Source organism: Psychrosphaera sp. HA2-10 (assembly GCF_055693745.1).
Genome location: NZ_CM146341.1, coordinates 368,720 through 380,552, shown reverse-complemented (window position 1 = coordinate 380,552; position 11,833 = coordinate 368,720). Strand labels below are relative to the sequence as shown.

Annotated in this window: 13 protein-coding genes; 5 read left to right on the top strand and 8 right to left on the bottom strand. The window is 39.1% G+C overall.

Translation table 11 applies throughout. From position 1 onward, the window contains the following. Positions 1-2 precede the first annotated feature (2 nt). From ACZ1GV_RS01900 to ACZ1GV_RS01870, 7 genes are all read right to left on the bottom strand, one after another. A complete protein-coding gene (locus tag ACZ1GV_RS01900) occupies positions 3-1,343 on the bottom strand; it encodes a Na(+)-translocating NADH-quinone reductase subunit A (protein WP_472675004.1) in 1,341 nt (446 codons plus the stop codon). Positions 1,344-1,674: 331 nt separating this feature from the next. Further along, on the bottom strand, positions 1,675-2,865 hold the full coding sequence (gene fabV / locus ACZ1GV_RS01895) for an enoyl-ACP reductase FabV (RefSeq protein WP_472675003.1): 1,191 nt from the start codon (positions 2,863-2,865) through the stop codon (positions 1,675-1,677). A gap of 119 nt (positions 2,866-2,984) precedes the next feature. Beyond that, the gene (locus ACZ1GV_RS01890; protein ID WP_472675002.1) at positions 2,985-4,082 is read right to left on the bottom strand and encodes a TRAP transporter substrate-binding protein; all 1,098 of its coding nucleotides are present in this window, start codon (positions 4,080-4,082) and stop codon (positions 2,985-2,987) included. Positions 4,083-4,102: 20 nt separating this feature from the next. Then, entirely contained in the window at positions 4,103-5,467 is a 1,365-nt protein-coding gene (locus ACZ1GV_RS01885; RefSeq protein WP_472675001.1) for a TRAP transporter large permease, read from the bottom strand. A 1-nt stretch (position 5,468) separates the two neighbouring features. Continuing rightward, positions 5,469-5,972 (bottom strand): TRAP transporter small permease subunit, encoded by a 504-nt coding sequence (locus ACZ1GV_RS01880; RefSeq protein WP_472675000.1) that lies wholly within the window; start codon positions 5,970-5,972, stop codon positions 5,469-5,471. Between the two features lie 102 nt (positions 5,973-6,074). Next, a complete protein-coding gene (locus tag ACZ1GV_RS01875) occupies positions 6,075-6,401 on the bottom strand; it encodes a BolA/IbaG family iron-sulfur metabolism protein (RefSeq protein ID WP_472674999.1) in 327 nt (108 codons plus the stop codon). Positions 6,402-6,461: 60 nt separating this feature from the next. Next, the gene (locus ACZ1GV_RS01870; protein WP_472674998.1) at positions 6,462-7,091 is read right to left on the bottom strand and encodes an alpha-ketoglutarate-dependent dioxygenase AlkB family protein; all 630 of its coding nucleotides are present in this window, start codon (positions 7,089-7,091) and stop codon (positions 6,462-6,464) included. Positions 7,092-7,153: 62 nt separating this feature from the next. Between ACZ1GV_RS01870 and ACZ1GV_RS01865 the strand changes: the two genes are divergently transcribed. From ACZ1GV_RS01865 to ACZ1GV_RS01845, 5 genes are all read left to right on the top strand, one after another. Then, on the top strand, positions 7,154-8,362 hold the full coding sequence (locus ACZ1GV_RS01865) for a methyltransferase (RefSeq protein WP_472674997.1): 1,209 nt from the start codon (positions 7,154-7,156) through the stop codon (positions 8,360-8,362). Between the two features lie 61 nt (positions 8,363-8,423). Next, on the top strand, positions 8,424-8,957 hold the full coding sequence (locus tag ACZ1GV_RS01860) for a YajG family lipoprotein (protein ID WP_472674996.1): 534 nt from the start codon (positions 8,424-8,426) through the stop codon (positions 8,955-8,957). 8 nt (positions 8,958-8,965) lie between these two features. Continuing rightward, positions 8,966-9,571 carry a peptidylprolyl isomerase gene (locus tag ACZ1GV_RS01855; protein WP_472674995.1) on the top strand — a complete coding sequence of 202 codons (606 nt, stop codon included), beginning with the start codon at positions 8,966-8,968 and terminating at the stop codon, positions 9,569-9,571. A 96-nt stretch (positions 9,572-9,667) separates the two neighbouring features. Continuing rightward, positions 9,668-9,991, top strand: a complete 324-nt coding sequence (locus tag ACZ1GV_RS01850; protein WP_210560254.1) for a hypothetical protein — start codon at positions 9,668-9,670, stop codon at positions 9,989-9,991. Between the two features lie 68 nt (positions 9,992-10,059). After that, on the top strand, positions 10,060-11,397 hold the full coding sequence (locus tag ACZ1GV_RS01845) for an AmpG family muropeptide MFS transporter (RefSeq protein ID WP_472674994.1): 1,338 nt from the start codon (positions 10,060-10,062) through the stop codon (positions 11,395-11,397). Positions 11,398-11,431: 34 nt separating this feature from the next. Here ACZ1GV_RS01845 and ACZ1GV_RS01840 read toward each other — a convergent pair whose 3' ends face one another. Continuing rightward, on the bottom strand, positions 11,432-11,668 hold the full coding sequence (locus ACZ1GV_RS01840) for a helix-turn-helix domain-containing protein (protein WP_472675855.1): 237 nt from the start codon (positions 11,666-11,668) through the stop codon (positions 11,432-11,434). Between the last annotated feature and the right edge of the window lie 165 nt (positions 11,669-11,833).

The following is an 11,833-nucleotide window of genomic DNA, read 5'->3' as shown; positions in this document are numbered from 1 at the left end:
GATTAGCCCTCTTTCTCAATCTTGGTTAGGCAGTTACGAAGAATTGAGCCGTACTCATATTTACCTGGGCAAACAAAAGTACAAAGTGCTAAATCTTCTTCGCCTAATTCCAAACAACCTAGGCTTTGAGCCGACTCCGTATCACCAGAGATTAAATCTCTCAGTAATAAAGTTGGCAAAATGTCTAATGGCATTACGCGCTCGTAGTTACCAATTGGAACCATTGAACGGTCAGAGCCATAAGTTGTAGTTGTCATATTGAATAGTTTCTTAGGTGATAAATGTCCTAAGAATGCACGAGTGATAGAAAATTGATTTGAGCCTGGACGTATCCAGCCAAACAATTCTTTTTCACGACCTTCTGCTAAAACAGACACTTGCAGGTCATATCGGTTTAAATAACCGTGCACACCATGTGCAGCATTACCAGACAATACGGAACCAGATACGATACGGTTTTCACCCGCTTCTAATTCACCTGATGTTAACTCAGCTGTTGACGCACCTAAAATAGTACGAATCAAACGAGGGTTTTTCACAACAGGACCAGCAAGAGAAATAACACGTTGATTATTAATTTCGCCAGTTAGGAATAATTGACCGTAAGCAATAACTTCTTGGTAGTTAATATGCCAAACTGTTTTTGTGCTTGATACTGGATCAATGAAGTGGATATGTGTACCAACTAAACCAGCTGGGTGCTTACCACCAAACTCATGAAGATCAACACTCGGCGCATCGGCTTTAACCGAAGAACCCGCAGCTTTAACTACGTTAAGCTTACCATCTGTTAATCTACTTAATACTGTAAGACCAGCATTAAAGGCTTCTTGTTGTTCTGCAATAATTAGCGCTGGATCAGCGGCTAATGGATTGGTATCCATTGCGTTAACAAAAATAGATGATGGAGTGCTATCGATTGCTGGCGTTTTATCAAACGGACGAGTACGTAATGCTACCCATTGGCCTGATTCAACTAATAGGTCGACCACTTGTTGGCGATCAAGGCTGCTTAGTTGGTCAACGCTGAAGCTGTCAAAAGTGATTTGTTCATCACCAGAGAGCTCAATAACGACTGATTGTAAAACGCGCTTTTCACCACGGTTTACTTCTTTTACAACGCCGGCTGCAGGTGCAGTGAATTTAACGCCAGGATTCTTTTTATCTTCAAAAAGAACTTGACCTTTTTTTACACTGTCACCAACTTTGACATACATCGTTGGACGCATGCCGTTGTACTCTTCACCAAGCGTAGCAACAGTTTTCACTGCTGGGCCATCGTGGATGGCTTGTTGTGGAACACCTTCAATAGGTAGATCCAAACCTTTTTTTATGTTGATCATACGCATATGCACTAGTTTAAGTTGGAAGAAATGGAATTCTCTCAAATACCCGATTAAATCGCATATTTATAAAATTATGTACGTACCGAGACTCAAATATAGTTTAGTTTCGGTACAGCCGACAATTGTAGCACTATTATCAATATTTTGACCATTCGAATTTGGACTTATTTTAGTCGCAAGGCGCTCATTATTCGAATAAAAATAAATCATCTGTAAAGAAAGATTGATGCATAGACCCAATCATAAAAAAAAGCCAGTGTAATTTGATATACAACTGGCTCCTTGTTTGTATAAACTTTATACAACCCTTTGTTTTCAATAATCTAGGTTATATCAACCCTTTAACTTCAACATCCGGGTTTACCTCATTGTCATAATCGACATTGTCATAACCGAACCCGAATAAATGAAGAAATTCCTGGTGATATCCATTGTAGTCCGTCAGTTCATCGATAGTCTCAGTATCAACGGTATCCCAAATGGTTTGAACACGGGCTTGAACATCATCCTCAAGTTCTTTGTAATTTTGAAATAGGTGACCACCATCATCTAGTCGAGGTGTATCAGACAATAAACTTTCTTTAAATAGCCCCGAGATTTGCTGAATGACGCCCTCGTACGTGCCGTCTTCTTTCATCACCTTAAATAACGCTGAAATATACAGCGGCATAATCGGAATAGCCGAACTTGCTTGCGTTACTACTGCATTTAACGACGACACATAAGCCTTACCATTAAGACTCGTTGTCGCTTTGTTTATTGCAGCTGCAGCACGGTCTAAGTCTTCTTTTGCTTTACCGATTGTTGCATGCCCATAAATTGGCCAAGTTAACTTTTTGCCTATATAAGTATAAGCCGTTGTTTTAAATCCGTCAGCAAGTACGCCAGCCTTACTAAGTTCATTGAGCCATAATTCCCAGTCTTCACCGCCCATGACTTTAATTGTATTATTTATTTCATCTTCATTTGCCGCTTCTACTGAAACTTCATCGATAATACGTTTTGAGGTATTCAAGTTTTTAGTCGTAACGTCATTGCCGATTGGCTTTAACGTTGATGAATAAGTCTCGCCACTGTCTGGATCAGTGCGTCGTGGCGACGCCAGACTGTATATAACTAAATCAACTTTACCCATATCCGCTTTTATCGCGTCTATAGTTTTAGCCTTAATTTCATGCGAGAAAGCATCGCCATTAATACTTTTTGAATATAAGCCCTCTGCTTCAGCCGCGGTTTGAAAGGCTGCTGTGTTATACCAACCTGCAGAGCCTGTTTTTTTATCGGTACCTGGCTTTTCAAAGAAAACACCTAACGTATTTGCGTTATAACCAAATGCTGACACAATTCTCGATGCTAGTCCGTAACCTGTAGACGCGCCAATAATTAAAACATTTTTAGGTCCACTCGCGCCAAAATCTTGTTCTTTAACATATTGGATTTGACGGTTTACACTCTCCGCACAGCCAACTGGATGTGCATTTGTACAAATAAAACCACGAATTTTTGGCTTAATAACCATATATGTATTTCCTTAACATAAGCAAATGAGGCCGATAAACACTAATGGCTTCGGCCGAATATCAATTTGGCGCCAGTGTACATCTGTTTTAACCAAAAACAGATCAGACTAGCAAAGCGTTATCGATTTCTATTTTGGTAATACTCAAGTTCTGACAGATTGTGATATTCCGTAACTTGCTTTTGGAAGGCCTGATAAGAACTCATTATTCTATTAAACATGTCATCTTTAGACATTTGTTCATTTATAACTTCAATACTGGCCTGTTTTAATGCAAACATTACCTCAGCAGGAAACTTTTTAAGCACTACACCGTGTTTATTCTTTAACTGCTCAAGCGCTGCGTTATTTCTAACTGTGTATTCATCTAACATATCTTGATTCACAGCCCGGGTAGCAACCTCCACAATTGCTTGTAGATCGTCAGGCAATTCATTAAATGCACTTTCATTGACGGTAAATTCCAACATAGCGCCGGGTTCATGCCATCCCGCTACGTAGTAATGTTCAGCCACTTTATGAAAACCAAAAGCCAGGTCGTTATAAGGGCCAACCCATTCGGTTGCGTCGATAGCGCCAGACTGCAACGACGTAAAAATCTCTCCGCCTGTTAATGCTACTGGAACTCCGCCCAGCTTTTGTAATACTTCACCACCTAACCCTGGAATTCGCATTTTGAGCCCTTGAAGGTCCTCAACACGGTTGATTTCTCTTTTAAACCAGCCTGCTGACTGCACGCCCGTATTGCCGCCAGCAAAAGGAATAACACCAAATGGTTTATACAACTCGCGCCAAAGTTCCAAACCGCCACCGTAATGGATCCAACCATTTGTTTCTTGTGCGTTTAGTCCAAATGGTGTGGCAGTAAAAATTGGTGCAGCAGGCATTTTGCCTTTCCAATAATAAGAGGCGGCATGGCCCATTTCTGCGGTCCCTTGTGAAACAGCGTCAAATACCTGAAACCCTGGAACTATCTCGCCTGCGCCATAAACCTTTATGGTTAACCGTCCATTACTCATTTTATTAACTAACTTGGCAAAATTCTCTGGAGCCGTGCCTAGACCAGGAAAGTTTTTAGGCCAACTTGTTACTAATTTCCAGTTATATACTTTTTCTACAGTCGAACTTTTTTGTGATTGCGCTTCATCACCACCGCACGCTGTTAAAAACAGCATAGACATAGCGACAGTTAACAGCGATTTTGAAACTAAAGACATAATCTTTCCTTGTATACTTTTTAACTATAAATCATGGCAGGTAGCGCCGTTGCTAGATCGGGCCAAATTGCCAAAATGATTAACAGAATTAACTGCATAACAATAAAAGGAACCACTCCTTTATAAATTTTATTGGTCGCGATTGACTTTGGAGTGACGCCTCGTAAATAAAATAACGCAAACCCAAAAGGTGGAGTTAAAAACGACGTTTGTAAATTAATCGCAATCATAATTCCTAGCCAAATAGGATCCACACCCATCATAAACAAAACCGGAGCAACTAAGGGTACGACCACAAAGGTTATTTCTATAAAATCAAGAATAAAGCCTAAGACAAATATTACTAACATCACTGTTAATACGGCTCCAAACTGCCCTCCAGGCATATCTTTAAAAAATGAGTGAACCAGCTCTTCGCCTCCAAACCCTCTGAATACCAAAGAGAATATTGACGCGCCGATAAGGATCATAAACACCATTGATGTCACCGACAGAGTTGATTCCATTACCATTTTTAGTGTTTTAATCGTAAGCTCTCGCTTTTGCAAAGCGATTATTGTCGCACCAAACGCTCCAATGCCAGCGGCTTCAGTCGGCGTTGCGATACCCAATAAAATTGAACCTAAAACAATGACCATCAAAAATAGCGGTGGAATTAAACTTAGAAATAACACTGACAGCTTGAGTCTATCGCTTGTGTTAGCGGGAGGCGTCCATTGTGGTTTAAAAAAACCTATCGCCAACGAATAAAGTAAATACATTGAAACTAGTATAAGACCTGGTACCAACGCACCAGCGAAAAGGTCACCTACAGAGATAGTTTCGGGAGAAAATATCCCTTGTGATAATTGAGATTGTTGATATGCACTTGATAAGACATCACCGAGTAAAACTAACGCTATAGACGGTGGAATGATTTGTCCTAAGGTGCCGGTTGCTGCAATAACACCTGTTGAATAACTCTCGTTGTAACCGCGTTTTTGCATTGATGGTAAGGCTAACAAACCCATTGTTACAACTGTTGCTCCAACAATACCAGTGCTAGCAGCCATTAACGCACCAACTAGTGTGACAGCAATGCCCAAACCGGCCGGCATACGACCAAATACTTGTGAAAGGCTTGTTAATAAATCCTCTGCAATTTTTGACTTTTCAAGCATCACGCCCATAAATACAAAAAGTGGCACGGCTAAGAGTGTTTGATTCGTCATTACGCCATAAATTCTGCTTGGCAAAGCATTCAATAACGACGTGTCAAAGTTACCAATTAGTGAGCCAATACCCGCAAAAATAAGAGCTGTGCCTGCTAAACTAAAAGCAACTGGATAACCTAGTAGCAATACTAAACAAATCGCCAAAAACATTAAAACAGCCATCCATTCCATGTTAATTCGCTCCCTTGGCTTGTGATGCTTTAACTCTATTAAAACGAATAACAAGATTGCTTAAGGCCTGCAGTATTAGCAAACAAGGCATTACAATAATCAATGACTTCAACAGGTAAACAAATGGCAGTCCACCAGCTTCCTGCGAGCCTTCCATAAATTGCCACGATTGAGCAACATAATTGAAGCTTATGTAAATAATAAAAACACAGGTGGGAATGAGTAAAACGAGGTGACCCAATATATTGATGACGTCTTGCTTTACTGGTGAATAGCGATTGTAAAAGATATCAACCCGAACATGCTGATCATGTTTAAGTACATAAGACATACCTAACATTAAAACTGCAGCATGCAAATACAGAACACTTTCTTGTAATGAAATCCAACCAAGATTAAAGCCATAACGCAGAACAACCACCAAGGTCATTACGACGACCATAATACTAGTCAACCAACTGACCGCTTTACCAAGCCGATCGGATAAGTGTTCGATAAATTCCACGCCGTTACCTCTTATTATTTTTATTGGTAGAGTAATTTATGCGGAGGTATATTCTCTGAATTCAGTTTAATAAACAACCATTGTCAGAATCGAAAAGCAAAGTTAACGATCGAATTTACTGCCGCCTAAACATTTTGGTGACAATGGTACCTTGTCCGTTTCTCTCCATTCTTTTGGTGTAAATGTGTGAATTGCTAACGCATGAATGTCATTTTTTAACTCTTCAGATAAACAACTATTAATGGCTCTATGGCGCTGGATTAGTTTTTGATCTTTAAACGCGTCGGCAATAACAACGACTTTAAAATGTGATTCACTACCTTCGGGAACGTTATGCTGCGAGCTTTCATTCACCACATCCAAAATGTCTGGTAAAAACGTATTTGTTAACTTTTCGATTATTTTTAACTCTACCTGACCTGACGTCATTTTTATTAATCCTTATTTAAGAAATTCAAATGCTAGTAAACCAAATACAAGGCGACGAGTCTAATTAACAATGTAACGAAATGTCAGGCTAATACGCCCGTGACTAACTTTTCGTCGCGCTGGAATTTGATGTTGAAATACTCTTTGCATGCCAGCTTTCATTACTAACATTGACCCAGCCAACAAATCAATACTCGCCGTTTGCTGAGATTTTTTATTTTTAAAAAACATAGCTCTCGTTTCACCAAGTGAAATACTGGCCACAACGGGATTCGGACCAAGCTCTGACTCATCATCAGAATGCCAGCCCATTTTGTCATTACCATCACGATAGAAATTCACCAAAACAGAGTTAAATTTATAACCGCAACTTAATTCTAGACGTGCTTTTATGTCCAAAAGTAACGGGTGCCAAGGCTGTGGCTCCAGCACTTTACCACTGTATTGGTAGATAACATCTGGATCAGACTGCCAACATTGCAAACGTGGAATTCGGTGGTTGCGACCAAATACCACTACCTCAGGTTGCTGCCAAGGCAATTCTGCTTTTAAAGTTTCAAACACTGCTACAGCTTCTTGCTTTGACAAAAATGAACGTTCATACATTAACCAAGGCGCGATCAACTCCGGCAGCAATGCGCTACTATCTTTGGGTGAGATTGATGAATCTTCGAATAAATCTTTTTGCAAATTTACATCTCATCTAAGCAGTGGGACAATAAAGAAATAACGACTTTAATAACGAGCATAACATGAACACGAGTTGGTCAATTGATAATAATCAGTATCAATTATTTCGCTACCCGCCTAACCAGCATGACAAGTCACTGCAAGGGTGGGATAGTTCTGATGAACTTGTTGTTCAGTATGTCAACGAGCGTTATTCAGACGCATCTTCATTACCAACCACGGTTATATATGACGATTTATTTGGTGCTATTTCAATAGGCTTAAATCGCTTTGGTCCAATTTGTGTCTTAGATTCATACGTTAGTCAGTTAGCAATCGAGCATAACCATGAAATTAACCAACTTGTTAGGCCGCCCATATATAGTTCATTAGACATTGTTCCTAATTGCAACCTAGCTATTGTTAAAATAACAAAAAACATTGCCTATCTTGAACATCAATTGCAGACAATTAGCGCTCAGTCGATAAATTGTGATGTTATCGCCACAGGTAAAACAACATTAATTACTACAGCGGTAATGAAACTATTTGAACGCTATTTTGCAAACGTTAAAAGTAGTTTAGCGAAAAGAAAAAGCCGACTAATATTTGCAACACATTCAGCATCACACAACCAAAGTCAGGCGACTGTTGATAACGCTCGTTCTGTAAATGCACAGCCTAACTTCACTGCGCATTGGCCGGACAAAAAGTTAACACTCAGCGCCTACGCAAATGTATTTAGCAAAGACCAAATCGACATTGGCGGGCGTTTTTTAGTGGACCACCTGCCTTATCTCGAAGCGACAGAAGAGCCTTTTACGGCAATAGATTTAGGCTGTGGTAATGGTTTAGTCGGACTCTCGTTGCTGCAACAAAACGAAAGCCTATTCTTAAACCCAAGCACCAAAAATGACCAACCCAAGAACCGAATAATTTTTTGTGACGAGTCACATATGGCAATCGCGTCTGCACAATATAATGTTCAACAAAATGTGCCTTTATTGTCACAAGCAACTTTATTCGTCCAAGATGACTGTTTATCGCAACAAGCAACAAATTCGGCTGATTTGATCTTGTGTAACCCTCCGTTCCACCAGCAAAATGCAATTACGACACACATTGCGCAACAAATGATAAATCAGGCCGCTCAAGTTCTTAAAAAACAAGGAGTCTTGTATTTAGTCGCAAATAGACACTTGCCTTACCAATCTATGTTGAAAACAACTTTTGGTGGCTTTACTATTCTAGCGAGCAATGCGAAATTCGTGATATATCAATGTAAAAAATAAAATGACATTAAAAAAACGAACTATTCCACCGTTAACGCGCACAAAAAAGGTAAACACTATTATGAGATTTCTTCAGTTAATCGCAATTTCAACTCTTAGCTTTATATTATCTGGTTGCGCAAATCAGTTTGAACAAGCTGTTAAGTTGGCACCAAGCGCCGTATCCCCTAAATTACTTATGAGTGTAAAAGATATAAACATCTCAGACTCGCGACAGAATAAAGCAATGGCAATGGTTAACAGTAGTGAGTTTATGCAGGTAAATAATATTGCAAACCTTATTCGTCCTTGGTTAACGAGCAGTTTGCAAACAAGCCCTAATGGCCGAAATCAGCTTAACTTTGATATTACAACCGCCACTAGTTATATAAAGCAATACGCTATGACCTTTGAATCTGAAGCCATACTTGAGTGGAAAGTGACGGTTTCGTCTCCACAACGAACTTGGACTAAAAGCTACCAAACCGGTATCAATCAAGAAGGGCCAATGAAGTTTGATCAAGAGGACGTAACAAAAAACATGAATATCATGTTATCTACATTGCTTGAACGTACGCTTCAAGATGATGAATTTCAGAAAGCCTTAAGTCGCTAGAGGTAGCTATGTTGCAAAGAACTTGTGGCTTATTACTATTTATTACGCTATTTACCCACTTTGCAACAAGTGCAAATGAAATACCGCGTGGTGAATATATTCAACCCGACAATTTATTCCCTAAAGTTAAAATGATCACCAACCTTGGTGAAATGATAATTGAATTGGATCGAAGTAAAACCAAAGTTACTGTGGATAACTTTTTAAGTTATGTAGTGGCCAAGCGGTACGATAACACCATATTTCATAGATTAGAGCCAGAATTTGTTTTACAAGGTGGCGGTTACACAACTGATATTGAGCAAATCAAAGAATTTCCTGAAATCATAAACGAATCAGGAAATGGCTTAAAAAACAATCAGTTCACTATTTCTATGGCTAGGCAATACGAACCGCACACTGCAACTAGCCAGTTCTTTTTTAACCTTGTGGATAACGATAGTTTAAATCCAGGTAAAAAATGGGGTTACACCGTTTTTGGGGAAGTGGTAGAGGGGCAAAGTGTTTTAGAAAAAGCAATTGAAATTGGTAGTGATTTTTCTGAAGAGCTTGGCTGGCCTAACTTTCCTAACAAAAAAATCGAAATTATTTCAGTTCAAATTTTGTCCGAATAGCTTTTTGTGTCTATACTGACTTTGGTTTAGTAAACACGAGCATTATTACTAACCCGTACCCTTTACTAATACAAATAAAAAATGGGGGTGAATAAAGTGGTAAAAACACAGCGATTTATCCACAACAAAGCGAATCAACTTAGCTTTTATGCTAATGCATTATTGGATGGAGAGATTCAAGATTCAGAAGTTGATTTATATTGTTGGGATACTATTGAGGAATGGTCACAAATAAACGCTAAAGATACATCTCTAACACCGTTGGAAAGTGCTTTTTGGTATTTGTTACATCAGCTTTCTTTTTGGAGTTCATCTGAAATTCGGACGAGTGAAAAACTGAAAAATGAAATGGTTTCCTGTATTAGTTATCTACAAGGATATGGTCGATTCCCGGACTTTTGTTCAGGTGTTAGACCTTAAGACTTGATATTAGATAAAATCTTGTCAACAATCGGCCTATTAGTTTTCACTATTAGGCCGATTTTATTTTGCAATTCTTATCCACCACACTCAGTGGTCAATCTCTAATTCAACTACTAAATTCCTTCAAAATATACCTTGAGCTAAATGTATTACGGTTATTTGCCTTTGGGTTTGCGGCAGGCTTACCCATCATGCTGGTGTTTTCTTCACTGTCTTTTTGGTTACGAGAAGCTGGGGCTGCGCGCAGTTCAATCGGTTTTTTTAGCTGGGTAACATTGGCCTATGCGATGAAGTGGATTTGGGCACCTGCGGTAGACAAAATTAAAATACCGGTGTTATCAGCACTATTAGGAAGACGCAAAAGTTGGCTTTTTATAACTCAAATATTTTTAGTCGCGAGTATTGCTTCCATGGCTCTAACCGACCCAAAGCATAATCTTTATGCGATGGCACTTGCTGCTGTTGCAGTTGCATTCTTTTCAGCAACTCAAGATATAGTGATTGACGCATTTAGAATAGAGTCTGGCGATGAACGGCAGCAAGCCGCAATGGCCGCTGCATATATGATAGGTTATCGATTAGCTATGATCGTTGCCACTGCTGGTGTGCTCTACATTACCTCTTTGTTCGAGGTTAGCACCAATTACGACTATTCAGCTTGGAAGTCTAGCTACTTAATTATGTCAGGTCTAATGGCATTGTTGATCGCCTTTACGGTAAGTGCACCAGAACCATTAGAACAAAAAAAGACTATAACTAGCTCTTCCCATGAACCAATCCTAAAAAAGATAAAATCAGCCTTTATTGACCCAGTAATTGACTTAATTGTTAGGTATAAGTCCCACGCTATTTTACTAATTATACTTATAGCGACTTATCGAATATCAGATATCGTAATGGGGGTAATGGCCAACGTATTCTACGTGGACATGGGTTACACTAAACAAGAAATTGCTGCTATTTCAAAAGTGTTTGGCGTTATAATGACCTTAGTGGGCGCCTTTGTCTGTGGCGGTTTAATAAATCGTTTTGGAATCCTGCCGATTTTATTGTCCGGCGCCATACTTTCCGCATTAACTAATTTACTTTTTGTCGTATTGTCAAAATCTAGTCACAACATAGAATTGTTAACGTTGGTGATATCGATTGACAACTTAAGCGCAGGTATCGCAATGGCGGCCTTAATTGCGTTTTTAAGCTCATTAACAAATAAAGAGTTTACCGCAACACAATACGCCTGGCTAAGCTCGGCAATGTTACTATTACCCAAATCACTTGGTGGTTTTTCTGGAGTATGGTTAGAGAATCTCGGCTACAGCCAATTCTTTACCATGACAGCTGGCCTTGGTATTCCGGCTATTATTGCATTGTTGGTTTTAATGAAAAAAAAATGGCACGCCTAAACGTGCCATTTTGACAATAAAAGGATTAAAAATATTATTGAGCGATTTTTTTTAACCCTTCAATAGGATCAATATCAAGCGCTCGACAATATCTTATATATTCAACGATATCTAACCGACGCTCTTGATTTTCGACTTTTCCAACAAATGAATGTGGAGTACCTATTATTTGAGATAACGTCCGCATAGTATGGCCTTTTTCTTTACGTTTATCCTTGAGCCACGCCATTAATATTTTATTTTCATCAGATGAAACGCTGCCGTTCATCATAGTCACTACTCCCATATACATCAGATTTGAAACAATTGAACACACCACTGACACTCCCATATCAGCAAACGTATTAATACCACAGTAATTAAAGGGCATCAACAAGCTGTTAATGTTTGCTAACACTTTTGCTAACACACTGTTTAAAGTGAATTTTTACTAAAA

Bases quoted from the DNA above. Each gene is read 5' to 3' on its own strand.
- ACZ1GV_RS01855 (WP_472674995.1), top strand. From the start codon at position 8,966: ATGTTGCAAAGAACTTGTGGCTTATTACTATTTATTACGCTATTTACC.
- fabV (WP_472675003.1), bottom strand. From the start codon at position 2,865: ATGGTTATTAAGCCAAAAATTCGTGGTTTTATTTGTACAAATGCACAT.
- ACZ1GV_RS01875 (WP_472674999.1), bottom strand. From the start codon at position 6,401: ATGACGTCAGGTCAGGTAGAGTTAAAAATAATCGAAAAGTTAACAAAT.
- ACZ1GV_RS01885 (WP_472675001.1), bottom strand. From the start codon at position 5,467: ATGGAATGGATGGCTGTTTTAATGTTTTTGGCGATTTGTTTAGTATTG.
- ACZ1GV_RS01865 (WP_472674997.1), top strand. From the start codon at position 7,154: ATGAACACGAGTTGGTCAATTGATAATAATCAGTATCAATTATTTCGC.
- ACZ1GV_RS01840 (WP_472675855.1), bottom strand. From the start codon at position 11,668: ATGATGAACGGCAGCGTTTCATCTGATGAAAATAAAATATTAATGGCG.
- ACZ1GV_RS01890 (WP_472675002.1), bottom strand. From the start codon at position 4,082: ATGTCTTTAGTTTCAAAATCGCTGTTAACTGTCGCTATGTCTATGCTG.
- ACZ1GV_RS01860 (WP_472674996.1), top strand. From the start codon at position 8,424: ATGAGATTTCTTCAGTTAATCGCAATTTCAACTCTTAGCTTTATATTA.
- ACZ1GV_RS01900 (WP_472675004.1), bottom strand. From the start codon at position 1,343: ATGATCAACATAAAAAAAGGTTTGGATCTACCTATTGAAGGTGTTCCA.